A 25,529-nucleotide genomic window follows, 5' to 3' on the forward strand; every position below is an offset into this window, starting at 1 on the left:
CATGTCAGACACTAAGGCGCACTCCAACCGTAAACTGATCGGCCTGCTACTGCTTGGTTGCGTGGGCATGTTTGGCTTTGGGTTCGCCTTAGTGCCTCTTTACGATGTGCTGTGCGAAAAATTAGGCATCAATGGCAAAACGCAGTCGACGCCCGCCGAGTATAAACCAATGACCATAGATACCAGTCGCACGGTAACGGTCGAATTTATGGCTCAGACCCAGAAAGATATGCCCTGGGTCTTTGCTCCTGAGGTGAAACGTATGCAGGTGCATCCCGGTGAAGTCATTCGCACCCAGTTTAATGCCAAGAACCTCTCGACGCTGCAGATTGTCGGACAAGCTATCCCCTCCGTTTCTCCAGGACAGGGCGCCGCTTACTTCCACAAGACAGAATGTTTCTGCTTCAACCAGCAGTTACTCGATGCTAATGCCGATGCACAATTACCTTTGATCTTCTATGTCGATACCGAGCTACCAGAGCAGATATCGACACTGACTCTCTCTTATACGCTATACAACATCACCGACAAGGGGTACGTGGGTGCTGTTGAGCAAGGAGCTGTGAAATGACAAGCAAACATGAACATTATTATGTCCCCGCCCAAAGCGCCTGGCCCATTATTGGCGCCATTGGTCTCTTCCTGATCGCCTTCGGCGCAGGCAGCTATATACAACAGTTACAAACGGATAAAACCAGTGGCGGCTACATTCTCACCGCAGGCATTGCAGTTATCCTCTATATGATATTTGGTTGGTTCAGAACCGTGATCAATGAGTCCATGTCCGGGCTCTACTCTAAACAGATGGACCGCTCCTTTCGCCAAGGCATGAGCTGGTTTATCTTTTCTGAGGTGATGTTCTTTGCCGCCTTCTTTGGAGCCCTGCTCTACGCCCGCACTATTTCCGTGCCTTGGCTGGGCGGCGCCTCTAATAACGCTATGACCCACGAGGTGCTCTGGCCAACCTTTCAGGCGGTATGGCCCTTAGTCACCACGCCAGATGGCACTAAGACGGAGGCCATGGGCTGGACAGGCCTCCCCCTATACAACACCATCATACTGCTGACCTCATCAGTCACCCTGCATTTTGCCCACGTAAGCTTAGAAAAGAGCAAGCGCACGGCGCTGACACTTTGGCTCGGCATCACCATACTATTAGGCCTGGTCTTTCTCTACCTGCAGGCGAAAGAGTATGCCCACGCCTACCAAGAGATGGGACTCACCCTCACCTCAGGCATCTATGGCAACACCTTCTTCTTACTCACAGGGTTTCATGGTATGCACGTGACCCTAGGTACTGTCTTCCTGTTCGTGCTGTTTTTACGAGTTCTAAAAGGTCATTTTACACCGGAGAAGCATTTCGCCTTTCAGGCAGGCAGTTGGTATTGGCACTTTGTGGATGTGGTCTGGCTCTGCCTATTCGTGTTCGTCTATGTGCTTTAGCGACAAATCGACAGGCTAATAGGGTCTGGGGTTAGGTGCGATAATGCCGAGCCCCATCGCAATCAAGAGTAAAAGTACCACCAGCACAGAGAAGAGCACGCGCCGACCCAGATACTGGCTCATGGGCGCCTTACCCTCTCCCTTCACCAAGACAAATAAGGCTCTACCAAGATTAAAGATAATGAAGACTAATAGCAGTACTAAGACGATCTTAAACAGCAATATTTCGCTCATGAAGGCTCCCACAATTCGCGGCGGCACGATTTTTATCGTTTTAGTTACTTTGCTGGTATTCGCTATCTTGGTCAAGCTAGGTCTTTGGCAACTCGAAAGAGCGACCGAGAAGCAGGCGCTTGAGCAAACGCTTGAACTCAGGCAAGCAGAGGCACCCCTAACTTATTCCCAGCTTCTGGCGCTGGGAAAAACTGAATCGTTAACTGGTTATCGGCTAGCGGTAACGGCGAGTCCAGTCGATGCGCCAATCATATTGCTCGACAATCAGGTTTACGAAGGACGGGTCGGTTACCTGGCCTACCAAGTCATGCGTGTTGAGGAAAACGGCCCACGACTCTTGGTAGAACTTGGTTTCATTACAGGGGGCCCAGATCGTCGCCAGTTACCTCATCTGGACAGGCTCACCGCCCCCATATTTCTCGAAGGGCGTGTGTACCAGAAATCCACTAACCCCTTGAGTGAACAGCTGCTGGCGGAAACCGGTAACCCCATGCGCATACAGAACCTTAATCTGCCGGAACTGGCACAGCGGCTCCAATTTGCGCTTGCCCCAGCCATACTGCAGCCTCAAGTGATACCCGGTAATGATTTACCTCATCCCTGGCAACCCATTCCCTTGAGCGCGCAGAAGCATCAAGGCTACGCCATACAGTGGTTTTCAATGGCTGGCGCCTTTCTACTACTAATGATTTACCTGTTGATATTGAAGAGGAAAAATAAAAATTTCAAAGACAAATAAAGAGGTTTGTCAAATGTTGCGCTAATGAACCAGACCCTGTAGGTTAAACACTAAGTACTTCTGATCACAGGCGTACTAAACGCAATAAATCGTCACTTCCTAGCCGTCTCGGGGAGTTGATAATTTTTCGGTGTCTGGCCAGCGCTAAGCCCATAAAATAATCAACCAGAGGATTAAGATGAAATCCCCAAAGACACGAGGCGCGAAACCTTTACTCATACTGTTACTGGTATTTGTCTTACCGGTCGCTGTCGCTAAATTGGTGCTCAGCCTTAACCTCTATCATGGTGGCGCCACCAATAAGGGCGAGCTATTACCGCCCGATACCAACTATGCTAGCCTGGCAATGACCAATCCCATGCCTAAGCACTGGCAGATGATCTATCTGCTACCCCAAGATTGTGCTCAAGCCTGTCAGGATAGGCTCTACATACTGCATCAGAGCCAAATAGCACTCGGACGCGATCAACGTAGGGTCAATCCGATTATTTTACTGCAAGAAGATAGCGATCTTGCTGCATTAGAAAAAAGCACATTTAGCTTTATCACGGCCAAGGCCACTGAGGCGATGAGCCAGATGCTCACCCAGCAAGAGATCATCATAGTCGATCCCCTAGGCTCCCTGGTTATGCGCTATCAGCAGGTAGACGATGAACAAGCCCAAATCATGCTTGGCAAGGCGCTGATCGCCGACTTAAGAAAGATGCTTAAACTGTCGAGGGTTGGCTAATGCAGATCACATCCCTACTTAAACTCACCTTAGTCTTTACCCTGTGCGTCATTCTCATGGGTGCCTATACGCGGCTGTCTGACGCGGGTTTGGGGTGCCCAGACTGGCCAGGCTGCTATGGCATGCTCAAGGTGCCTACTCAAAGCCATGAGCTGGCAAAAGCGCAAGACAACTTTCCCGAACACACGATAGAACAAGATAAAGCCTGGCTTGAGATGATACACAGGTATATTGCCGGAACGCTTGGGCTGTTGGTGCTATACATTCTCTTTATCAGCTTCAGACAAGCTGACGCGCCGAAGAAACTGCCCAGTTTCATCGCCTTGCTGATCCTGTTTCAGGCGGCATTAGGGATGTGGACGGTAACGATGAAGCTCATGCCCATAGTAGTGATGTCTCATCTAATCGGCGGCTTCGCCCTCTTCTCCCTGCTGTGGGTGCTTTACCTTAGAACCAAGCCACTACGAATCCCCGGCGGTGACCCCAGGCTCCGAAAGCTGGCCCCCTATGCCCTGCTCTGCCTCATATTACTCATACTGCAGATCATCCTGGGCGGATGGACCTCGTCTAACTATGCTGCGCTGGCCTGTACCACATTGCCAATTTGCGAAGGCGACTGGATGAGCAACTTAGATCCACTGCACGCCTTCTACCCTCTGCATACGACAGAGGGCAGCTATGAGTTTGGCATCCTGGACTATTCATCGAGAATGACGATTCATGTCGCCCACAGGTTTGGGGCAATCATCACCGCCTGCGCCATATTATGGTTGGTGTATCGCATGGTCACACTGTCCCAGTCTCAGCTAATGAAACGCAGTGCCTGGATACTGCTGGGCCTGTTATGCCTTCAAATAGCACTGGGTATCAGCAATGTAGTGCTGCACCTGCCGTTAGGGATAGCCGTCTCTCACAATGCTGGTGCTGCACTCTTATTACTCACGTTAGTCTTCATCAACTACGCCCTGTGGCGTAAAGCATAAGGAGGCACTGCCATGGCCAAACCTATGATAATGACCAAGCATGCCGTAACGCCCCTTCCCTGGCGAGCCTATCTAGAGATGACCAAACCTAAGGTGGTCGCCCTCATGTTACTCACAGTATTAGTGGGGATGTGCCTGGCGGTTCCGGGTGCAGTCCCCCTGCAGCCCTTGGTTGCAGGCCTGGTCGGGATAGGCATGATGGCTGGCGCAGCAGCGGCCTACAATCACCTGATCGATCGCCGCATCGACGGTCTGATGGCTCGCACCTACAACCGACCGCTGCCTAAAGGGCGCGTCTCTATTTCTAAGGCTTTGACCTTTGCCACCAGCATGGCGGTACTTGGCTTTTGGCTACTCTATTGGGCCGTTAACCCGCTTACCGCTTGGCTCACTTTCGCTAGTCTTGTTGGCTACGCCGTGATCTACACCGCCTACCTGAAACGAGCCACACCACAAAACATCGTCGTTGGCGGACTCGCTGGGGCCATGCCACCGCTGCTGGGCTGGACGGCGATCACCGGTGAGTTTCATGGCCATGCCCTGCTGCTGGTCATCATCATCTTCGCTTGGACACCACCCCATTTCTGGGCGCTGGCGATCCACAGACGTGCGGAATACGCCAAGGTCGATGTACCTATGCTGCCCGTCACCCATGGCGTTGAGTTTACCAAGACCTGTATTTTGCTCTATACGGTACTGCTGGCTCTGGCTTGTCTCTACCCTGTGCTCGTGGGCATGTGCGGCCCCCTCTACCTTGTAGGCTCTACCTTGCTAAGCTGCGGCTTTATCTACAAGGCCTGGCAGCTCAAATACCAGGATGAACCGGGTCTTGCCATGCAGGTATTTCGCATCTCAATCTACCATTTGATGCTGCTATTTTTGCTGCTCTTGGTCGACCACTATCTTTGGAGCTAACTCGATGAAGCCAGTATTTGTTATCTCAGCCTTACTCGCTTTTGCCCTGCTGGGAACGCTGGCTGCCGTCAGTTACACGCGGCCTACACCGCCGCCCGAACTACTCACCAGCTACATATATCCTCAGCAGCGGCCACTGTCGCCCTTTGTCCTGACAGATCAGCGAGGAAACCCTTTTACCAATGCGCAGCTAAAAGATAAATGGAGCCTGTTTTTCGTTGGCTACACCTCCTGCCCGGATGTCTGCCCCACCACAATGGGAAAGCTGGCGGCGGCTTATCAGCAACTCGAAGGCGTCGTTGATCTGCAAGTGATCTTTCTCTCCGCGGACCCCGCCAGAGACACCCAGCAAAAGCTCTATGATTACATAAACTTCTTCAATCCAAACTTCATCGCCGTCACGGCACCCCACGCCCAGTTACTCCCACTGACACGGGAGCTGGGTTTCGTCTACACCATGGTGGGTGACGGAGAAAACTATCAGGTCGACCATAGTGCCTCTATGGTACTGATCTCACCCGATGGCACGCGGGTGGCAACGGTAAAGCCTAGCAGCCAAGATCCAAAGCAAATCCCGCAAATCCGCAATAAAGATCTCATCCATGACGTGATCGCTGTCGCCACTCGCTATGGTGAATAGCAGCATAGCCCTACCAACATCCTCTAAGTGGTGGTGACTGGGTCGCTGCCATTACATCAGATTTAGCTAAAAAACTGTTATTTTTCAGGCAAGCCTCTAAATTACCGTCTATCTTTTGATCTTAGTGGAGTTTTAATAACAGGGATTGTAGAGGAGCCCGTCATGACCCAGAGTCCGATTCGCTTAGCATCTGAGCTGACGATTCGTAACATCCAGCAGGTTCACCACGATATTGTCGAACAACTCGCCAATTCTGATGCTTTACATGTCGATGCCAGCCAGTTGTCTCGTATCGATACTGCCGGAGCTCAGCTGCTTTATTTTCTGAGCCACTATTGTCAATCGCATCACCAGAACATCCAGTGGACCCGCCCCGCCACAGAAGTCGATCAGATCTTGGCCGAACTGGGGCTGGACGCTACCCAGATATTTGCGCTTGCCCAGGAGACAAAACAGGAATGAAGAAAATATTAGCTGTGGATGATTCTGCCTCTATGCGCCAAATGGTGGGATTTACCCTAAAAACGGCAGGATTCGATGTAACCGAAGCCTGCAACGGCGATGAAGCACTGACTCAGGCAAAAAGCCAAGACTATGACTTGGTGATCTCGGACGTCAACATGCCTGTTATGGATGGTATCACCCTGATCCGTAATCTACGCAGCCTACCCAACTACAAGTTTACTCCCTTGTTGATGCTCACCACTGAATCGGGCAGCGACAAGAAACAGGAAGGACGTTCGGCTGGCGCTACCGGCTGGATAGTTAAGCCTTTCAATCCAGACCAGCTGCTCGCCACAGTCAACAAGGTCTTACGTTAATCTGATCGCGGATGGTATTGATATGGAAATTGATCTCAGTCAATTTAGCCAAGTCTTCTTCGAAGAAAGTCTAGAAGGCTTAGAAAATATGGAGTCAGAGCTGCTAAAGCTCGATATCTCCTCGCCAGATCCCGAGGCCATCAATACAATTTTTAGGGCTGCACACTCCATCTAGGGGGGCAGTGGTACCTTTGGATTTAACCAAGTCGCCAATTACACCCACCTACTTGAAACTCTACTCGACGAAATCCGTGATGGCCGCCGCGAGATGACTGGTCATCATCAAGATATCTTACTGCTATCGGTCGATTTGCTACGCAACATGCTAGACGCTGTGATGCATCAGCGCACCTTCGACGATCCTATGCTCGCCGAACTGGAACAAAAGTTTGCCGCCGAGTTAAGTCAAGCTCAGCCCCAAGGAGAAACTGCACAAGAAGACACTCCAGCTGAACTCACCACCTGGCAGATCACCTTTAAGGCTGGTATCGACATACTGCGTTACGGCAATGATCCTATCTTGATGTTTAACGAACTCAGACAATGCGGCGAGCTAAGCGTTGAGCTTATTCCTCAGGAGATCCCAGATTTTACCCAGTATGACCCTGAAGCCTGTAACCTCAGTTGGTCTCTTAGCCTTACCACAGATGAGCCACTATCACGTATCAAGGAAGCCTTCGAGTGGGTCGAAGATGAATGCGAGATCGACTATCAGGCTCAGCCCAAGACTCAAGAAGTAAAAATAGATGACAAGCCAGCATCACCAGAACCAACGGCAGCGTAAGTGCGCCAGTTGAAAAGATCGCCCCACCGGCTAAATCCAGCCCTGTCAGCAATAAAACCCAAGACGCTGGCTCTATCCGCGTCAGCATAGAAAAAATTGATCTGCTGATTAACATGGTGGGTGAGTTAGTGATCACCCAGGCGATGCTGAGTCAGATTGGCCAGCAGGACGAGATCACCCCAGAATCCTTTATCACCATGAAGCAAGGGCTAGAGCAGTTGGCCAGCCATACCCGGGATCTTCAAGAGAGCGTCATGCAGATACGCATGCTGCCCATCAGTTTTGCCTTTAACCGCTTTCCTCGACTAGTGCGGGATATCGGCCAACAACTTAACAAGAAGGTTGAGCTTGTCCTTAAAGGGGAAGATACGGAACTTGATAAAACCGTGATGGAAAAAATCGTCGATCCTATGGTGCACCTGGTGCGCAACTCCCTCGATCACGGCCTGGAAACGCCAGAAGTGCGCAAACAGAAAGGTAAGGCGGAAACTGGCACTCTGACACTGAATGCTTTCCATCAGGGCGGCAATATCATCATAGAGATTATCGACGATGGTGCAGGGCTAAACACGCAGAAAATTCTAGCTAAGGCAAGAGAGAAAAGTTTGGTCGGCGCAGAAGAAGAACTGAGTGAAGAAGCAATTCATCAGCTCATCTTTAAGCCTGGATTCTCCACCGCAGAAGCCGTATCTGACCTCTCTGGGCGTGGCGTCGGCATGGATGTGGTACTAAGAAACATTCATGAACTCAGCGGCACCATAGAGCTTAAATCCTCACCAGATAAAGGCAGTCGATTTACCATACGCCTGCCACTGACCTTGGCCATTCTCGACGGCCAGCTGGTGCGCATAGGCAGCCATACCTATGTGATCCCTCTGGTCTCGATCCACGAATCCTTAGAGGTACCACCAGCCCACATCAACCGCCTGGGTGAAGAACATGAAGTGATCCGTTTACGGGACGAGTATCTTCCTGTGATCAAGGTTTTTGATGCCTTTAAACATGACGCCGATGCCAAGAAGATAAAGGATGGCTTGGTGATGGTGGTCGACGCCAATAATGACAAGGTGGGCCTACTGGTTGATGAACTCTTATCCCAACAACAGGTCGTGATTAAGAGCCTGGAGGACAACTACAGCAAAGTTGCGGGGATATCTGGCGCAACCATATTGGGTGATGGAACGGTCGCTCTGATCATAGATATTGCCGGACTAGTAAGCCTCACCGGGATCAATAGCGTCCAAGAACACGCCGCCTAACTTCCGAAATTACAGATGGAGACTCAATCATGACTCTGGCAGATGAAGAGACAATCACCCTAGCGGCAAAAGATGACAGCAGCGCTCAATACCTTACCTTCATCATGGCAGACGAAGAGTACGGTGTAGACATTCTCTCGGTACAAGAGATCCGTGGCTGGGAACCCACCACTGTGATTCCCAATGCCCCTAGCCATGTAAAAGGTGTGATTAATCTGCGGGGCACCATAGTCCCCATCATAGATCTCAGGCAAAGATTTGGTATCGCCAGCCTAGATTATGGCCCCACCACCGTAGTGATCGTTATCAAGGTGAGTGTCGCCGAAGAGCAGAAAGTTATAGGCATTGTGGTCGATGCCGTATCCGATGTCTTTAGCGTCCAGCCAAAAGATCTCAGAGATGCACCCGACTTTGGCGAAGATACAGATCTTACCTTCATTAAGGGGCTGGCCAACCTGGACGACAAGATGGTCATTCTTTTAGATATCAATACCCTGCTAAGCAGTGAGGTACTGCCAGAGGCGGCCCAACTGTCAAACATCATTAATCATATTGACGCTGAATTAACACAGGCTGTCAGCGCCTAACTCGGCATAAGAGGAATTGAGAATGGATGCAATGAACACTAAGACTGACAAAACAAACAGTCTACCGGTAATCGGACTGCTAATCGCAGCCGTAGCAGCCTTATTGGCTTTCACTCAGCAACCGTCGCTGTGGGTGGGGATCACTCAGGTTATTGCCATTGCCATCATCGCCATGGGGATACCGCAACAGGGGCAGATGAAACAAAATCTGCAACAAGCCTTCGAGGAGATCCACCATGCCATTAGCGGCAAGAATCCTCCGAGTTTTTCCTCCTTCGATTACCCTCACTGGAGCGAAATAAGCCAGGGTCTGACCCAGCTTTGGCAAGCCAACCAAAGTCATCAGGCACAACTTAAAGCGCTGGAAATATGTCAGGCAAATGTGATGTTGGCCGATCCACAAGGGAATATCAACTTCCTCAATCAATCGCTGCGTCATACTTTAGAAGAGGCTGAGTCAGATATAAAACAGGCTATCTCGAGTTTTAGTGTCGACACTTTAATCGGCACCAATATGGACACCTTCCACCAACGTCCCAGCCACCAGCAAAAAATTATCGCCGATCTTAAACGTCCTCACTCAGCCCAAATCGAGGTGGGCAACCGCATTTTTTCTTTGATCGCCTCCCCCGTATTTGATGACGATAATCAACGTATTGCTACCGTAGTCGAATGGCAAGATAAAACAGAAGCCCTGGCCAAGGCCGCAGAAGAAAACAAACGAGCCCAGGAGAATAGTCGCATCAAACAGGCACTGGATGTCTGCCGTGCCAATGTGATGGTAGCCGATGCCGACTACAACATCATCTATCTCAACGACTCTGTCACGCAAATGCTCAAAGATAACGAGCCAACGCTACAACAGACGTTAAGCCAGTTTAATACCGATACCCTGGTTGGCAGCAACATAGATATCTTCCACCAAAACCCGGCCCATCAACGCAAGATGCTCGACAAGCTTACCAACAGTTATGACACCAGCATCCAGGTGGCAGGACTCGACTTTACCCTGATCGCCACCCCAGTGTTTGAAAACGGCGTACGCACAGGTACCGTTGTTGAGTGGCAGGATGTCACCGAAAAGCTGGCCAAAGAGGCCAAAGAGCGCCAGCTGGCCGCCGAAAATGCCCGAATCAAGCAGGCTTTAGACAATGTGTCTTCCAATACTATGGTTGCCGACGCCGACCTAAACATCATCTACATGAATAAGGCGGTTAGCCAGATGTTTAAACAGGCCCAAAAGGATATCGTCAAAGATCTGCCTGAGTTCGATGCCAACAAGCTGCTCGGCATCAACATAGACAATTTCCACAAAAATCCTAGCCACCAACGAAACCTACTAAAGAGCCTGACAACTACCTATACCAGCCAACTCAAGGTGGGTGGCCGTACCTTCCAGGTCGTTGCTAACCCTATTCGTGATCCTAACGGTGAGAGCATAGGCACTGTGGTGGAATGGGCCGACAGAACCGCCGAAGTCGCCATAGAACACGAAATTGACTCCATCATCAGCGCCGCAGGTAAAGGCGATCTCTCTCTAAGAGTCGATACTCAGGACAAAGAAGGCTTCTTCCTCAACCTCTCTAATGGCCTTAATCGTCTGGTCGGTATTGCCGATCAAGTGATCGGGGATGTAGTGAATATGTTCGATGGCTTGGCTAAGGGCGATCTTAACCGCCAGATCCAAGGTGAATACCAAGGGCAATTTGGTAAATTGCAGGCCGATGCCAATGCCACCGCTGCCAAGCTGACGGAAGTGCTCGATGGCATCAACCAGTCAGCCAATACCGTCACCTCAGGCGCAGAAGAGATTGCTCAGGGTAATGCTGACCTGAGTCAGCGCACGGAAGAACAGGCCGCCTCGCTGGAAGAAACCGCTTCCAGCATGGAAGAGATGACAGCAACTGTGACCCAAAGTGCACAAAATGCCACAGTTGCCAACCAACTCGCCCAAGAAGCTAATACTAAGGCCGCCCATGGTGGCAAGGTGGTAGAGCAGGCCGTCACCGCGATGGACGCAATCAACGAATCGAGTAAACGCATTGCCGATATCATAGGGGTGATCGACGAGATCGCCTTCCAGACCAATCTACTGGCACTAAACGCTGCCGTCGAAGCCGCAAGAGCCGGTGAGCAGGGACGAGGTTTTGCTGTGGTCGCCGGAGAGGTTCGCAACTTAGCTCAGCGCAGCGCCGGCGCCGCCAAAGAGATCAAGGAGCTGATCCGTGACAGTGTCACCAAGGTAACAGACGGCACCCAGCTGGTTAATCAATCAGGAGAAACCCTTGAGGATATCGTGCAGGCTGTGACTAAGGTGGCCGACATGATAAGCCAGATCAGTATCGCCTCTGATCAGCAATCGGCAGGCATACAAGAGGTCAACAAGGCGATCTCACAGATGGATGAGATGACTCAGCAAAATGCTGCCCTGGTAGAACAGGTATCCGCCGCCGGAGATGCCATGGCCGAACAGGCACGTAACATGAAGGCTCAACTTGGTTTCTTCCAATCTCAGGCACCAGCCCATTCAGGAATGATATCGGCGCCACTCTCGTTAGTGTCGGGCGACAGCCATGGTCCACTGAACATCAGCAACGAAGAGTGGAACGAGTTTTAACTGAGTATCGGCGCCAAGGAATGGCGCCGACACAGTCCACAGTCGAGAGCCACCGCTAGGGGAAAAGATTGGAACAAAGCAACGAAAAGGAATTTCCGATGACGCGGCAAGACTTCGAGTTTATTCGACAGCTTGCCTACAGAGAATCGGGCATAGTGCTGCCTGACAGGAAGCAGCATATGGTCTATTCCCGCCTCAGCAGACGCTTACGCTCGCTCAAATTGAGCAACTTTAATCAGTATTGCCAGCTGTTGCAAAGCGACGCCAACGAGCTGAACAACTTCATCAATGCGCTGACCACCAATCTCACCTCTTTCTTTCGTGAGTCGCATCACTTCGACTATCTGGAGCAGCACCTGGTGCCAACATGGCAAAAAAAGCGCCAGCGTCGACTCAGAGTCTGGTCGTCGGCCTGCTCAACAGGTGAAGAGGCCTACAGCATTGCCATGACCCTCGCCAGACACTTTCCTCCCGCTCACTGGGATCTTAAGATCCTCGCCACAGATCTCGACACTAACGTGCTGGATAAGGCGCGGACCGGTATCTACAACATAGAGGCGATGGCTAACGTGCCCAAGTCACTGCTTAACCAATGTGTCGAACCTGGGCCCAGTCAGGGCGAGGTGCACTTTAACGAATCGATCAAACGGCTCATTCACTTTAAACAACTGAACCTACTGGGAGAGTGGCCTATGCAGGGCCCCTTCGATCTTATCTTCTGCCGCAACGTGCTCATCTATTTCGATGTCCAAACTAAGATTAAGATCATTCACAAATTCAGGAAGCTACTTGCCGACGATGGTTATCTGTTTATCGGTCATTCAGAGACACTGCATAATATCTCCAGTGACTTCAAATTGATCGGTCAAACCATCTATCAACCTCAGCATGCGGCCCTGGTAGGACAACGAATAGGCGTAGGCACATGACACGGATAAATAAACAACAGGAGAGCGTATCATGATAAAGGTGTTGGTCATTGACGATTCTCCCTTGGTCAGACAGATGTTAACCCATATGCTCACCCAAGCACCCGACATTCAGGTTGTCGGTACGGCTGAGGATCCCTACGAGGCGAGAAATCAGATCAAACAGCTGAATCCCGATGTGCTGACACTCGACATTGAGATGCCCAAGATGGACGGCATCGCCTTTTTACGCAATCTGATGAAGCTCAGGCCTATGCCCGTGGTCATGGTCTCCACCCTGACCCACAAGGGCGCAGAGATCACCTTAGAAGCACTGGCATTAGGGGCCGTTGACTTTATCTCAAAACCTAAGTCGGATCTCACCAACACACTATTGGATTATACCGATGAGCTGATCGAAAAAGTTCGCACGGCCGCCGTTAGCCATGTTAATCCACTCACCAACACAGTTAGCAAGATAGTCCAGCCAGGCCGCGAATCGCTCACCAAAAACAAGCTGATTGCCATCGGCGCCTCGACCGGCGGTACCGAGGCTATCCAGAGGGTGATCACGCCATTACCTGCTAATACCCCGCCTATCCTGATCACCCAGCACATTCCGGCGGCCTTTAGCCTCTCCTTTGCTAAACGTCTGGATAGTCATTCGGCAATGAGGGTCATTGAATCACAAGGTGATGAGGCGATAGAAGCCGGCACAGCATATCTGGCCCCCGGAGATGCCCACCTTACGGTCGAGAAGCGTGGTTCCAAACTCTACACTAAGCTGTTGGACTCAGATCCCGTCAACCGGCATAAACCGGCGGTGGACGTGCTGTTTCATAGCATAGCCCAATGCTATGGCGCCAATACCATAGGGATCTTACTCACGGGGATGGGAAAAGATGGTGCTCAAGGACTCAATCAGCTCAAGGCGGCTGGCAGTCATACCATTATTCAAGATGAGGCCAGTTCTGTGGTCTGGGGCATGCCCGGCGCGGCGGCCGAGCTCAATGCTCACAAGGAGATCCTCCATCTAGACAAGATCCCCGCCAGACTCATGCAGTTGTTGCACTCACCTAAAGCAGCCGAAGTCTCTTAGACTGACCTACTCCTCTACCCAGGTGCCATCGTTTTGGGGCCTCACCCAGGCCTGAGAGAACCAGTAATAGCGACCCGTGGCCTTACTCGGCGCGGTACAGTTATAGCGAGAGCGCCCGGGTGGCAGATCCATCAAAGCTTGAATGCTAAATTGATCCTCGCTGATCCAGGTAGGTTTCATTGCACCTTGTCCCTGTACAAAACACATTACCTGACTCGCGATAATATCTGTCATATCCAAGGTGACACGCATCTCTGGGCGCCACTGCCCGGTTGCCAGTTGAGTATTCTGTGGCGAGAGCGCCTGTACCGGCATATTCAAGCTATAGAGTTTGACCTTAAGCGTAGCGAGATCGGCATAGGCTCCTGCAACAGGAAAACGCGGCAGCGAGGTTAGCGAAGAGTAGCTTCCCGCAGCGCCAGACTGCTGGCCAAATCCCACAAAGCCTAAGCTATCGACGAGAGTTTCCAGTGCACTGTTATATTCCCCATAGGGGTAGGCCAGCATCTTCACGCTCTGACCTGTTTGTGCCAATATCTCCGCTTCGGTCGCCAGTAAGTTGCTTTTTACTCTTGCCAGCCAGTCCGACTCACTCTCCCCATCTAAGCGGCGAATCAGATGTTCATGACCCCAGCTATGATTAGCCAAGGTGACACCTTCGTCGCTCAGGCGTTTCAGGGTTGCCCAACTCATCACATTTTTATATTTGCTCTCTATAGGATCGATAGAGATGAAAATCGTGTAGGGATAACCAAACTCTTTTAAAATGGGATGCGCCGTATCGGCAATATTCTGGTAGCCATCGTCAAAGGTGATCACCACTGTCTTGTCAGCCAGCTCTCGCCCTTGTTTTATTGCCTCCACCACCTCAGTTAGGGGTTTCACCTTAAAGCCATTCTCGCTAAGGTAGCTCATCTGCTCGTGAAACTGAGCAGGCGTCACGCTGGTGAGCTTGGGGGTATCCTCTGAGACATGATGATATTGTAAAATCACCACGGCCTGGGCCGAATAGCTAAGACAGACCAATAGCGCCGCCATTAAGCTTCTAAACATATTGAATAACCTCTGAGAGTCTATGTCACCACTAAAGTTATTGTTAAATAAACAGAAAAATGCTCGGCTGTTCGCGCTTGCCGTGCCAATGATTCTGTCTAACATTACGGTTCCCCTGTTAGGCTTGGTGGATACCGCTGTCGTGGGACATCTAAGTAACGCCTATTATTTAGGGGGAGTCGCCGTTGGGTCAACGGTGATCACCCTGATTTTATGGATATTGGGCTTTCTGCGCATGTCCACTACGGGTCTGGTAGCCCAGACCTATGGTGCCAATGACACTCAAGGCCAGTATCGCCTATTGATTCAATCCGCCAGTCTCGCCCTGTTATTCTCACTGCTGATACTCGCACTACAGCAACCTATTATAAAGGCCGCTATGGCGCTATCCGATGCCAGTGAGCAGGTACAATATTACAGTCAGGCCTATTTCAACATCCGTATATGGTCCACGCCTTTTGCCTTGCTGAATCTGGCCCTGCTGGGTTGGCTATTGGGCCGTCAGCAACCTAGAGCCGCCATGTGGCAATTGATCGCCGCCAACCTGTGCAATATCGTATTGGATATCTTGTTTGTGATCGGCTTTGACTGGGGCGTCGAAGGCGCTGCATTGGCTTCGGTACTGGCAGATATCACAGGCTTTGCCGTAGCAGCCACCATGGTCGCCCGAGTCATTGGCCAGCAAGGCAACTTTGCCTTCTTACCTTTGTGCAAAAGCCTGTCACTACAATGCTACCAGCGCCTAGTGCACCTTAATCTAAATATCTTTATTCGCAGTCTCTGTCTGCAACTGGCCTTCGCCTTTATGACATTTCAGGGCGCGAACCTTGGAGACACCACTGTCGCCGCCAATGCCGTACTGCTAAACCTGCTCCTCCTGATCTCCTACGCCCTAGATGGCATCGCCTACTATGGCGAGGCAGAGGTCGGCCGGGCTGTCGGTGAGCGTAATGCCAAGCACATGAATCAGAGCGTGACACTTGCCGGTCTATGGTCAGGGATATTTGCGCTGCTATTTGTGCTGTTCTTTGCCCTTTGGGGTAAGCAAATCATTCAGTTACTCACCAACATACCGCAAGTTCGTCAGGAGGCCGAGGCCTACCTGGGTTGGGTGATCGCAATGCCCCTACTTGCCTTCGGCTCTTACCTGTTCGATGGCGTCTATATTGGCGCCGCCCAAGGTAAGGCAATGCGCAACACCATGATTATAGCAACCTTTGGCGTATTTTTTCCCACATGGGGCCTATTACAAGACTACGGCAATCACGCGCTATGGGCAGCCATGAGCCTGTTTATGCTGACACGCAGCCTGAGCCTGGCATTGGATTACCGCTACCGTCTCAGCAAGATGTTGACCCCAACGAAAACGGGATGACCTAAGTCATCCCGCTGCATCTAATCTTCAAGATTACTGGTAAGAATGTTCACCATGCTGATGCTCGGTGACATCACGCACGCCAGTTAACTCACCTGGGAACAGATCCAGTAGCTGCTTCTCGATACCATCTTTAAGGGTAACATCCACCATAGAACAACCGTTACAACCGCCGCCGAATTGCAAAATAGCGACACCGGCTTCATCGATATCCACTAGCATGATGTTACCACCATGGCTGGCCAGCTGAGGATTGATCTCCGACTGGATAATATACTCGATACGCTCTTTCAGCGGTGCATCGGCGTCAACCTTACGCATCTTGGCATTCGGTGCCTTCAGGGTCAGCTGAGAGCCAAGCTGATCGGTAACGAAATCGATCGAAGCGTCTTCAAGAAATGGTGCACTCTTCTCATCCACCATGGCGTGAAAGCCATTAAATTCGAGTTCGATATCGTCTGCCTCAACGGCATCTGGCGGACAGTAAGACACGCCACATTCAGCCGATGGTGTACCAGGGCTGATAACAAAAACGCGAATATGAGTTCCTTCAGGCTGGTCAGCGAGTAGCTTAACAAAATGCGCCTGAGCTGCATCGGAAATGGTGATCATTAAGACATGCTCCGTCAGGATAAACCCGAGTGTTTTAGTAAGAATTAAGGCTATAATACTCCGACTGTCTTCAGCTTTGTAGCCCCTTTGACGAATAGTCACGAGTTTTTTGCCTAAATCCCTAGGCGTAAAGTCAGGTCGGAAGCTGGAAACTCGCTAGCCTAACTGTTAATTTAGCCTTTATATACAATAATAAAGAGCATTACCATGCTGCGACTCTGCCTTTTGCTGCTTTCTATCGTCCCACTGCTATCTAGCTTCGCATCAATTCGCCAAAGCGTGATCTCAGTCTCGTCCCCTACTCAAGCGGCGGCCAGCATAGAATCACCCAGCCAGTTTTTAGGTTATCCCCTAGGTCACTGGCATCTGCGCCATGATCAGGTCAACTATTATCTCAAGCAACTGGCACAGCAAAGTCCCAGAGTCAGCCTGGAATCCACAGGCCAAAGCCACGAAGCCAGACAACAGATAACGGCGGTGATCACTTCGGCGGCCAATCAAGCCAAGCTGGATGAGATCATCGCTGGACGCCAAAAGGTCAAGTCGGGGCAGGCGCCTGACGGGCCACTGATCATTTGGCTGGCTTATTCGATCCATGGTGACGAAGCCAGCGGTGCTCATGCCGCACTGGAGGTCAGCTATCAACTGAGCCAGAGCCAAGATCCCTGGATTAAGGAGCTACTCGACAAGGCGGTAGTATTAATCACCCCATCTCAAAATCCCGACGGTTTAGATCGCTTCTCCACCTGGGTCAACAACTACCGCAGCAAGATAGAGGTCAGCGACGAGAATCATAATGAGCACAGGCAAAACTGGCCTGCGGGTAGACGCAACCACTATTTTGCCGATCTCAATCGCGACTGGTTATTTGTGCGCCACCCCGAGTCGCAGGGTCGCATCGCACTGTTTCATAAGTGGCAACCTCACTATCTGGGCGACTTCCACGAGATGGGCCACAATCAAACCTTCTTTTTCCAGCCCGGAGTGCCTAGCCGCACACACCCGCTCACCCCCCAAGAGAATCAGGCCATCACCGAAAAGCTTGCCAGCTTCCACGCCAAGGCGTTAGATGAGAGCAAGCAGCGTTATTTTACCAAGCAACAGTTCGATGATTTTTATTACGGTAAAGGTTCGACTTATCCGGACATTAACGGCGCCGTCGGCATCTTATTTGAGCAAGCCAGCGTACGTGGTCAGCAACAAGATTCCGAAAATGGACTGCTGCGATTTAGTCAGGCCATCGAAAACCAGATCGCCACCTCCTTCTCCAGCCTGAAAGGCTCGCTGGCATTAGAAACTGAGCTGAAGCAATACCAGAAGCGTTTCTACCAGCGCAAAGATAAACATCTGCCTTCGGGCCGCGAAGCGGGTTTTCTGGTGAGTGCCAGCGGCGATCCGGCCAGACGCGATGATCTAGCTAACCTGCTGAAACAGCATGAAATACATTTCTTCTATTTGAAGGAGAAGATGAAACAGGGACGCCATCAATATACCCAGGCTGACAGTCTGTTCATCCCCATTAATCAGCCACAAAAATCGTTACTCTTAGCCATGTTCGACCTTCGTACCGAATTTGAAGACGCTACCTTTTACGATGTATCCAGCTGGAACCTCGCCTTCTCCTACAACCTGCAGATGGCGCGTAACGTGAACCTGAATGTGGATGATCTCCTCACCAGCCCACCACAACTTAAGGCCAATCGACTCAGCACATCTAACGTTGCGGTATTGATAGACTGGTGCCAGCAAAATGCGGCTCCACTGCTACAGCAGTTACTCGCTGATGGTATCAAGGTAACATTTGCTGCCAAGCCTTTTAGCCTAAACGCCGATGGTCAAACGCTTGATCTACAAGCCGGAGCCTTGCAGGTCCCAGTTGCTCAAGCCACCCATACGCCCAAGGCGCTGATTGAGAAACTGACCAAACTAGCCACTCAATACGGCGTCCAACTAAAAGGAGTCGACACAGGTTTAGCGACGACAGGCATTGACCTTGGCAGCCCAGATTTTCATGATATCGCCCCCATTAAAGCCATGGTGGTAACTGGCTACGGCACCTCATCGGCTGAAGTCGGCGAACTCTGGTATTTCATGGATAATCTGATCGGTGCCCCTCTCACTCAGGTCGACATCAGCCGCCTGCCCAGTATAGATCTAGACGCCTACACGCATATCTTCTTGGTCGATGGAAGCTACGCTAATTTAGAAGAGAAACATGCACGAAAACTGGGGCAGTTTGCCAATGAAGGCGGCGTGATAGTGGCTCAAAAAGGGGCGCTGCAATGGCTTTCAAATGGTAATTTACTCAAGAGTGATATCCGAGAGAAGCGCTACTTCAGTCAGCTCTTTGCCACAAACGGTTTAACCTTTGGCGACAAGGCTAAACTGGATGCCCGTCAGGCGATAGGCGGCGCCGTTTTGGCACTGGATCTCGATACCAGTCACCCTATCACTTTTGGCTTGGGTGGCAATCGTCTTCCCGTGATGAAAAACAAAGTATTTGGCCTTAGCAAGACACAAGCTCCCTTTGTCACAGCGGCAACCTATGCCGACGAACCTCTGCTAGATGGCTTCTTGGCGATGGAGTACCAACGTAGCCTCAGCCAGACCCCGGCGATCATAGTTGAGCGTCATGGCAAGGGCGCGCTAGTCGCCTTAGCTGACAATCTGTTGTTTCGGAATATCTGGCTAGGTTCACAGAAGGTCTATGCCAATAGCCTCTATTTCATTCCAGCCTTACATTGATTAATCGCTAATTAACCCTTTGCGATGCTAAGGGTTAATTTTACTTTTCAAGCGTGCTGACTATGACCCAATTTCGCCCTATCCTGTTACTCACCCCAGGCGCGGCGGTCTGTCAGCCCGACCTTCAAGTAGCCTTTGCCCCTTACCCTGCGGCGAGGTGATTGAGCATTGGCAGCTCTAATACTAGGAGCACAAAGGTGGCACGTTCCTCCACAAAAAAAGCACCCTAAGGTGCTTTTTATCTTTGCTATTTAGCCAATAAAGCTCAGATAGCCCTGCAGAATCACGGCGTTCACTATGTCGATAAAGAAGGCCCCGACAATAGGCACCACCATAAAGGCTTGCGGTGATGGACCTGTCCGGGTGACCAAGGCCCCCATGTTCATCACGGCCGTGGGCGTAGCCCCCATCCCGAAACCACAATGACCACCGGCCATGACTGCAGCATCATAGTTGCTACCCATTAGCCTAAAGGTGATCCAATAGGCAAATAATGCCAGCACTGCCGTCTGCACCAGCAAGATCATTAGCAGCGGCACAGCCAGGTCAAAGATCTCCCATAGCTTAAGGTTCATCAGTGCCATGGCAAGGAAGAGTGCTAAGGAGACTGTGCCTAGCACGTCAACACATTCACGATTGATCTTAAAGCCGCGTGAGACCTCGGTAATGTTAGTAATCACCACCCCGAAAAATAGTGCATAGACAAAATCAGGCATCTTTAACCAACCTATCCCCAAATAGGCAACTAAAGAACCGAACCACTTGGCACCAGCCACACACAGCAGCAAGATGAAGAGCACCTCTAAGATACTCTTAGCCGTAACCCTATCCTCTTCTAACTGATCATAGGTCACGAGGTCGGGATGATCTTTGTGATGGTTACCACCAACGCCATAGTCGGAGACCAAGCCATTTTTATTAATCAATCGCTGCGCCACCGGGCCGCCTATGATGCCACCCATGACCAAACCAAAGGTCGCAGCGGCCATCGCCAGCTCCAAAGTATTAATACCATACTCATCAGAAAACGTTTGTGCCCAAGCTGCACCAGTACCATGGCCACCCGACAGGGTTATGGAGCCGGCAATCAGTCCCATCAAAGGTTCCAGCCCCAGAGCTGTCGCCATGCTGACACCAACGCCGTTCTGTATGATGATGTAAAGTGAGGCAATCGCCAGGAAGACAAACACCTTACTGCCTCCCTTCATCAACAGCTTATAGCTCGCCGCTAACCCAACGCTGCTAAAGAACATCAACATGAGTGTATTTTGCATCGACAGCGAGAACTCTACCGAAATCTTGTAAAAGTGCAGCAAGGTGATCACAGCGGCGACCAACAAGCCACCCACTATGGGTTCGGGAATATTATATTTTCGAAATGACGCCACATGACGATTAACCGAGTGGCCAATAAAGAGCACTAAAATCGCCACTAGAAATGACTCCAGCTCTCCTACGGTATAAACAGTATTCATGGTTCTCCTTATTCGGTGAGAAGCGATGTCATCATCCAACTCACCAGTTCATCAGGCCGGGTTAATCACAAAGGCCCAACCATTACCCAGCTCAGGAGAGCGATCGCCAACACATCTCCAATTGTAGCCTGTCATCAGACAGTAACCAGAAATGAGCCGCCAATGGGCTCCCAGCATGGGAAAATGATAATAACTAGCGGAAGGTCTCTAGTCTAAGAGACAGATTCTGAGGGTGGTTCGTCTGCCATAGCGAGTCGTTCTCGCTCGGCTTTAGCAATATACTTAGGCTTACCTGAGCGATGAAGTTTAGCATTTGCTTTCTTCGCCTTGGCCTTAAGTGTTTGATTGATCTTTTTCTTTCTATTCATGGCGGCGATTATAGCCTAAAACACCGCCGCAGTGGGTTATCAGAAAGTTAACAGCACAAATTTAGTGCTTATTGCTATCGCTAATAGCTGGTAAATGTCCGCAATCGGACACAAAAAAGCGCAGCCAGGCTGCGCTCTATCTGTGGCCTGCAAACAAGACCTAAGACTTAGTAACCACCCAGAGGGCGTGTAACAAGCCTGGGATAAAAAACAGCAAGCAGAGAATGATGTTGATCAGTAGATCCTTACCGACACCACTCTTTAAAAATACAGCCACTGGCGGTAGCAAAATGGCGATAATCACAAGCAGCAGTTTATTGGTATCCATAACCTAAGTTCCTTCATTTAACTCAATTTCGTTTTGGCCAGTCTAACTTCTCAGGCTTACTCCATGTTTGCAAATGGTTTTTTACTCCATCGAGCGCAAACACTTCGCCCTGGGTTGGCATCTCAACATAATGATAATCAGCCCCCTGCCAATGAAACCCCAGCGCTAAGGCATGCAGATAACCTCGGTCGGCCACTTCGCCCCCATAGAGCTGATCCCCAAGCATGGGGACCCCAAGACTCGCCAGCGCCACTCTGAGCTGATGTGTCTTACCGCTCAGCGGCTTAAGCAGATAGAGACGCAAACCATCGGCCACAGATTGAGAGAAAAATTGAGTGATCGCCGGATTCTCTTTACTGCGTAGCAGTTTATACATACTGCGGCGCGACTTGGCCATGTCACCCACTATGCTCCCCTGCTTTTTCTTCGGCTTGCCTTTCGCCAGCGCCACATAGTACTTCTGCACCTTGTGCTCGCTAAATAGCTGGGTAAAACCTGCCGCGGCTTCGCTAGACTTGGCAAACAGCAGCAAGCCCGAGGTCATGGTATCGAGTCGATGCACTGAATAGAGCTTAATTCCCAGATCGGTCTCAAGCTGCGCCATCACACCGGCATGGCCATCCTGACTATGAAAGTGAACGCCTGGCGCCTTGTCAATCACCAGGAAATCGGCCTCGTCGGCAATAATCTTATACATGGCAGTAGCCCTATGAAAAACTGATGGTCACCAGGAGGCCTGGCTGATTATCGGCCAGCTCAATGCGGGCGTTATGACGCTGCAAGATCGCCTTCACCAGCGAGAGCCCAAGGCCTGTACCCTTGTTGTGGCGGCTTGGATCCAGACGCACCAGACGATCGAACACCCTCTCAGTGGCCTCCGCGGGGATACCCGGACCATTGTCGCGGATCAAAATACGATTCCCCTGCTGAACGATCTCAACCTTAGCGCCTTCACCCGAATATTTAATGGCATTATCCACCAGATTAAACAAGGCCTGGAACAGCAGATACTTATCCCCCATCACGCTGTAATCCTCATCCAGCGACAGGCTTAAGGTCTGGCCATTGGACTCGGCCATCGCCTCGGCCATCTCGAATAGATCCTGACACAAGGCATTCAGGCTCAGAGGCTGCAATTCTAGATCTTGCTGCCCCTCCTCGATGCGAGTGAGTGACAGCATAGCGTCGAAGGTCGCCAGGCAGTGATCCAGCTCCTCGATCAAAATCGCGCTGGCCTCATCTAGCTCCTCTGCAGGCTTTTGCGGTAACTGCTCAAGCCCTATTCTAAGATGCGATAAGGGGGTTCTGAGATCGTGGGCAATATTGTCTGTTGCGCCGCGCACCGCATGCAAGTTGGCCTCCAGGGTATCCAGCACCTGGTTAAAGTTACCCGCCAACATGTCAAACTCATCCTGGCGCCAGCTTACTGGCAGGCGGGTGGAATACTCGCCGCGCTCGATGCGCCTGCTTAAACGGTTGTACTGTACCAGACGGCGTAAGATAGCCTTGGAAAACAGATAACCCAAGGCGAGCGTCAGCACGATTGTCAGCATCAGGGCAGTAATTGCCGCATTGACGAAGCGCTCGATCAGGGTCGCCAATTGGTCGGTTCGGGTCGCGATGAGCACGGGGCCATAACGGGTGATCACCAGGCCGCCGGTTAAGATGTGCAGTTTATCCGGCCCACTGGTGAGAATGGGAAAATCCCGAGTTTCTGGCAGCAAGGGCATATCATCTGGCATCAGACTCAGGGCCCCGACCAGATCCAGCGAGCTGCGCCACACCACCAGCGCCGTCTTAGGATCGGCGGCGCGGATCTGAGTGGCGAAGCTACGCCTGTCCAAAGTGAGCGCCATCTGTTGATAACGCAACTTTTCCGCCGCAAGGTGTTGGTTAGTCTGTAACTCCTGCTCGTTGATCAGCTGACGATACATGCCAAACAACAAGGTGCCGATAATCAGGGTCACCAAAGCAGAGAAAATAATAGTAATGCGCCAGGCACTACTCTGATAGGGTCTAATGCCCTTGACGGAGGCGATAGCCAGCCCCTCGAACCGTTTCAATTAACTCGCCAAAGCCCAGCTCTTCAAACTTACGTCTCAGCTTAGCGATATGCACGTCGATCACATTGGTACGCGGGTCGAAGTGATAATCCCACACAGCCTCGAACAACAAGGTGCGGCTGATCACCTGATTAGGGTGTTCCATCAAATATTTAAGTAGCTGAAACTCTTTGGGTTGCAGCATGATCTCACTGCCCGCCAAGGTCACCTTACGGGTGAGTAGTTCCATCACTAACTCGCCGACCTTAAGCTCAGTCTGAGCTGGCGCCGAGTTACCACGCTGCATCAATTTTTCGGCGCGCACCAAGAGCTCAGAGAAGGCAAAAGGTTTGGTCATATAGTCGTCGCCGCCAGCCCTGAGCCCTTTCACGCGCTCATCCACATGGCTCAGTGCCGAGAGGATCAACACTGGGGTCTGATTGCCGGTTGCTCGTAGTGCGGCCAGCAGTTTTAGGCCGTCGAGTTGTGGCAACATGCGATCTAAGATCACCAAATCATATTGCATACTGGTAGCCAACAAGAGTCCCTGATGACCATCGCTGGCGGTTTCGATATTGTGTCCCTGCTCGGCAAATCCCTTGACCACATAATCTGTGGTGGTCGCATCGTCTTCTACCAGTAATATTTTCATCTGTTAATCCCACTTCAACAGGGGCAAAGGCCGCTGATTTTCGATATCGAAGGCAATCCTATGTTTGCCATTGGCGTCGATAAGCTTGAGTTCTAAATAGCTGATACCCAGATCATGATCCAGCTGGGCTTCCAAAATATGCGCACCGCTTCCACCCATGGCCAACTTGAGCAGTTGAGAGAAGCTCTGATCCATCTCTTTAAGCAGCTTAACCGCCTTGAGTTCATCTTTATCGTCGGCCTCTAAACCTTCTACCTTCTGACGAATGAGTCGGCCATCTTTTGCCCAAAACTCAAATTCGGTAATGGCATCTTCTTTGGTATTGATCATACTGAGCTCATAGATCAGCTGGCCATTTTCCACATCTATCTGAAATTCAGAGATCACTCCAGGGTAGGTTTTTTCCGCCTGCTCGATCATCTTTTGCGGAGTCAGGCTTTGGCTATCCGAAAGCAACTCAAGCACTGCCGGATTTGCCAAGGCGACATTCGTCCCAGCCACTCCAGACAACAGCATTAACCTGATTAACCAACGAGCCATGGCTCCTCCATTAAATTCTTCAATATCGGTATCTTACACGCAAATAATCCCAGTACCAATGGGATAGACAAGGGGGCCTTCGGCTTTCAAGATTAAATTTAGTTTAAACTCAATCTCGCTTTATGCCTTTATCGCCACCTTCACCCAATCATTCAGCTTGACCCACTAGCTCCATACTGTCGATCTCGATCTCCAGTCCACGCCACTCATCATCCACCTCACCTCTGAGAGTCACAGTGTTGTCGCTAGTGATCTCGATATCACGCCAAAGGGCATTATCTATCGCAACTTCGACTTCGCCGCTGGCATCGCGAAACAGATACTTTTCATCTCCTAAGCTCTTGATTAATTTACCTGTTAACTCGACCTGCGTGTCATCTTTGGCCGTCTTGGCATCGGCAGCCTGCTGGATAACACCCGTTGCTTTAAGGCTATTAGAGGCGGCAAAGGCCGGTAAGGTGAGTACCGCAGATAAAATAAGGGTGCCTGTCAGTTTCTTCTGCATCATGTTTCTCCTCGATTCTAGACGCTTAGCATAAGCCAGGGCGATTATCGGGGAGATGGAAACCATATTAAGCTT

At 50.9% G+C, this 25,529-nt stretch carries 26 protein-coding genes and 1 pseudogene; 16 read left to right on the top strand and 11 right to left on the bottom strand.

Features of this window, described 5'->3' with window-relative positions; all coding sequences use genetic code 11:
• The first annotated feature begins 1 nt into the window (after position 1).
• Both NY07_RS08100 and NY07_RS08105 read left to right on the top strand, forming a co-directional pair.
• Positions 2 to 571: a cytochrome c oxidase assembly protein gene (locus NY07_RS08100; RefSeq protein ID WP_033538847.1), complete on the top strand. Its 570-nt coding sequence runs from the start codon at positions 2 to 4 to the stop codon at positions 569 to 571.
• The gene (locus tag NY07_RS08105; RefSeq protein ID WP_033538848.1) at positions 568 to 1,443 is read left to right on the top strand and encodes a cytochrome c oxidase subunit 3; all 876 of its coding nucleotides are present in this window, start codon (positions 568 to 570) and stop codon (positions 1,441 to 1,443) included. The genes NY07_RS08100 and NY07_RS08105 overlap by 4 nt, the downstream gene beginning before the upstream one ends.
• Before the next feature lie 15 nt (positions 1,444 to 1,458).
• On the opposite strand, the gene NY07_RS08110 is transcribed toward NY07_RS08105, so the two are convergent.
• The gene (locus tag NY07_RS08110; protein WP_033538849.1) at positions 1,459 to 1,677 is read right to left on the bottom strand and encodes a DUF2909 domain-containing protein; all 219 of its coding nucleotides are present in this window, start codon (positions 1,675 to 1,677) and stop codon (positions 1,459 to 1,461) included.
• On the opposite strand from NY07_RS08110, the gene NY07_RS08115 reads away from it, so the two are divergent.
• The 12 genes and pseudogenes from NY07_RS08115 to NY07_RS08175 all read left to right on the top strand — a co-directional run bounded on the left by NY07_RS08115 (position 1,676) and on the right by NY07_RS08175 (position 13,759).
• Positions 1,676 to 2,416 carry an SURF1 family protein gene (locus NY07_RS08115; protein ID WP_033538850.1) on the top strand — a complete coding sequence of 247 codons (741 nt, stop codon included), beginning with the start codon at positions 1,676 to 1,678 and terminating at the stop codon, positions 2,414 to 2,416. The two genes, NY07_RS08110 and NY07_RS08115, sit on opposite strands and share 2 nt — an antisense overlap.
• Positions 2,417 to 2,594: 178 nt before the next feature.
• The gene (locus NY07_RS08120) at positions 2,595 to 3,146 is read left to right on the top strand and encodes a hypothetical protein (RefSeq protein ID WP_033538851.1); all 552 of its coding nucleotides are present in this window, start codon (positions 2,595 to 2,597) and stop codon (positions 3,144 to 3,146) included.
• Positions 3,146 to 4,129: a COX15/CtaA family protein gene (locus NY07_RS08125; RefSeq protein WP_033538852.1), complete on the top strand. Its 984-nt coding sequence runs from the start codon at positions 3,146 to 3,148 to the stop codon at positions 4,127 to 4,129. The genes NY07_RS08120 and NY07_RS08125 overlap by 1 nt, the downstream gene beginning before the upstream one ends.
• Positions 4,130 to 4,141: 12 nt before the next feature.
• Positions 4,142 to 5,044 (top strand): heme o synthase, encoded by a 903-nt coding sequence (gene cyoE / locus NY07_RS08130; protein WP_052125562.1) that lies wholly within the window; start codon positions 4,142 to 4,144, stop codon positions 5,042 to 5,044.
• A gap of 4 nt (positions 5,045 to 5,048) precedes the next feature.
• Complete coding sequence (locus NY07_RS08135) at positions 5,049 to 5,684, top strand: SCO family protein (RefSeq protein WP_033538853.1); 636 nt, start codon at positions 5,049 to 5,051, stop codon at positions 5,682 to 5,684.
• A 162-nt stretch (positions 5,685 to 5,846) separates the two neighbouring features.
• Positions 5,847 to 6,146, top strand: a complete 300-nt coding sequence (locus NY07_RS08140; RefSeq protein WP_033538854.1) for an STAS domain-containing protein — start codon at positions 5,847 to 5,849, stop codon at positions 6,144 to 6,146.
• Positions 6,143 to 6,505: a response regulator gene (locus NY07_RS08145; RefSeq protein ID WP_033538855.1), complete on the top strand. Its 363-nt coding sequence runs from the start codon at positions 6,143 to 6,145 to the stop codon at positions 6,503 to 6,505. Before NY07_RS08140 ends, NY07_RS08145 begins: the two co-directional genes overlap by 4 nt.
• Positions 6,506 to 6,527: 22 nt before the next feature.
• Positions 6,528 to 8,548, top strand: a pseudogene (locus tag NY07_RS19880) (chemotaxis protein CheA).
• Between the two features lie 29 nt (positions 8,549 to 8,577).
• Positions 8,578 to 9,135 carry a chemotaxis protein CheW gene (locus NY07_RS08160; RefSeq protein ID WP_033538857.1) on the top strand — a complete coding sequence of 186 codons (558 nt, stop codon included), beginning with the start codon at positions 8,578 to 8,580 and terminating at the stop codon, positions 9,133 to 9,135.
• Between the two features lie 22 nt (positions 9,136 to 9,157).
• On the top strand, positions 9,158 to 11,752 hold the full coding sequence (locus tag NY07_RS08165; protein WP_033538858.1) for a methyl-accepting chemotaxis protein: 2,595 nt from the start codon (positions 9,158 to 9,160) through the stop codon (positions 11,750 to 11,752).
• A 98-nt stretch (positions 11,753 to 11,850) separates the two neighbouring features.
• Positions 11,851 to 12,681: a CheR family methyltransferase gene (locus tag NY07_RS08170; RefSeq protein ID WP_052125565.1), complete on the top strand. Its 831-nt coding sequence runs from the start codon at positions 11,851 to 11,853 to the stop codon at positions 12,679 to 12,681.
• A 31-nt stretch (positions 12,682 to 12,712) separates the two neighbouring features.
• A complete protein-coding gene (locus NY07_RS08175) occupies positions 12,713 to 13,759 on the top strand; it encodes a protein-glutamate methylesterase/protein-glutamine glutaminase (protein WP_033538860.1) in 1,047 nt (348 codons plus the stop codon).
• A gap of 6 nt (positions 13,760 to 13,765) precedes the next feature.
• Here NY07_RS08175 and NY07_RS08180 read toward each other — a convergent pair whose 3' ends face one another.
• Positions 13,766 to 14,812, bottom strand: a complete 1,047-nt coding sequence (locus tag NY07_RS08180; protein ID WP_033538861.1) for a polysaccharide deacetylase family protein — start codon at positions 14,810 to 14,812, stop codon at positions 13,766 to 13,768.
• Positions 14,813 to 14,834: 22 nt separating this feature from the next.
• Between NY07_RS08180 and NY07_RS08185 the strand changes: the two genes are divergently transcribed.
• Positions 14,835 to 16,187, top strand: coding sequence for an MATE family efflux transporter (locus tag NY07_RS08185; protein ID WP_033538862.1), 1,353 nt, complete (start codon positions 14,835 to 14,837; stop codon positions 16,185 to 16,187).
• A 33-nt stretch (positions 16,188 to 16,220) separates the two neighbouring features.
• Here the strand turns inward: NY07_RS08185 and nfuA are convergent, their stop codons facing one another.
• Positions 16,221 to 16,799: a Fe-S biogenesis protein NfuA gene (gene nfuA / locus NY07_RS08190; RefSeq protein ID WP_033538863.1), complete on the bottom strand. Its 579-nt coding sequence runs from the start codon at positions 16,797 to 16,799 to the stop codon at positions 16,221 to 16,223.
• Positions 16,800 to 17,006: 207 nt separating this feature from the next.
• Between nfuA and NY07_RS08195 the strand changes: the two genes are divergently transcribed.
• The gene (locus NY07_RS08195) at positions 17,007 to 19,544 is read left to right on the top strand and encodes a M14 family zinc carboxypeptidase (protein ID WP_033538864.1); all 2,538 of its coding nucleotides are present in this window, start codon (positions 17,007 to 17,009) and stop codon (positions 19,542 to 19,544) included.
• Between the two features lie 251 nt (positions 19,545 to 19,795).
• Here NY07_RS08195 and gltS read toward each other — a convergent pair whose 3' ends face one another.
• The 8 genes from gltS to NY07_RS08230 all read right to left on the bottom strand — a co-directional run bounded on the left by gltS (position 19,796) and on the right by NY07_RS08230 (position 25,457).
• Positions 19,796 to 21,019, bottom strand: coding sequence for a sodium/glutamate symporter (gene gltS, locus NY07_RS08200; protein WP_033538865.1), 1,224 nt, complete (start codon positions 21,017 to 21,019; stop codon positions 19,796 to 19,798).
• Between the two features lie 212 nt (positions 21,020 to 21,231).
• Positions 21,232 to 21,387, bottom strand: coding sequence for a DUF2986 domain-containing protein (locus tag NY07_RS19170; RefSeq protein ID WP_088903514.1), 156 nt, complete (start codon positions 21,385 to 21,387; stop codon positions 21,232 to 21,234).
• Positions 21,388 to 21,547: 160 nt separating this feature from the next.
• Entirely contained in the window at positions 21,548 to 21,715 is a 168-nt protein-coding gene (locus NY07_RS19175) for a YqaE/Pmp3 family membrane protein (protein ID WP_011863909.1), read from the bottom strand.
• 22 nt (positions 21,716 to 21,737) lie between these two features.
• Positions 21,738 to 22,412, bottom strand: coding sequence for a TIGR01621 family pseudouridine synthase (locus NY07_RS08210; RefSeq protein ID WP_033538866.1), 675 nt, complete (start codon positions 22,410 to 22,412; stop codon positions 21,738 to 21,740).
• 10 nt (positions 22,413 to 22,422) lie between these two features.
• Complete coding sequence (locus NY07_RS08215) at positions 22,423 to 23,682, bottom strand: sensor histidine kinase (protein ID WP_033538981.1); 1,260 nt, start codon at positions 23,680 to 23,682, stop codon at positions 22,423 to 22,425.
• Positions 23,683 to 23,731: 49 nt separating this feature from the next.
• Positions 23,732 to 24,409, bottom strand: a complete 678-nt coding sequence (locus NY07_RS08220; RefSeq protein WP_033538867.1) for a response regulator transcription factor — start codon at positions 24,407 to 24,409, stop codon at positions 23,732 to 23,734.
• Positions 24,410 to 24,412: 3 nt separating this feature from the next.
• The gene (locus NY07_RS08225; protein ID WP_033538868.1) at positions 24,413 to 24,949 is read right to left on the bottom strand and encodes a PepSY domain-containing protein; all 537 of its coding nucleotides are present in this window, start codon (positions 24,947 to 24,949) and stop codon (positions 24,413 to 24,415) included.
• Positions 24,950 to 25,097: 148 nt separating this feature from the next.
• On the bottom strand, positions 25,098 to 25,457 hold the full coding sequence (locus NY07_RS08230; RefSeq protein WP_081953797.1) for a YgiW/YdeI family stress tolerance OB fold protein: 360 nt from the start codon (positions 25,455 to 25,457) through the stop codon (positions 25,098 to 25,100).
• Between the last annotated feature and the right edge of the window lie 72 nt (positions 25,458 to 25,529).

Origin of the sequence: Shewanella sp. ECSMB14101 (assembly GCF_000773485.1) — a bacterium.
Classification (GTDB): domain Bacteria; phylum Pseudomonadota; class Gammaproteobacteria; order Enterobacterales; family Shewanellaceae; genus Shewanella; species Shewanella marisflavi.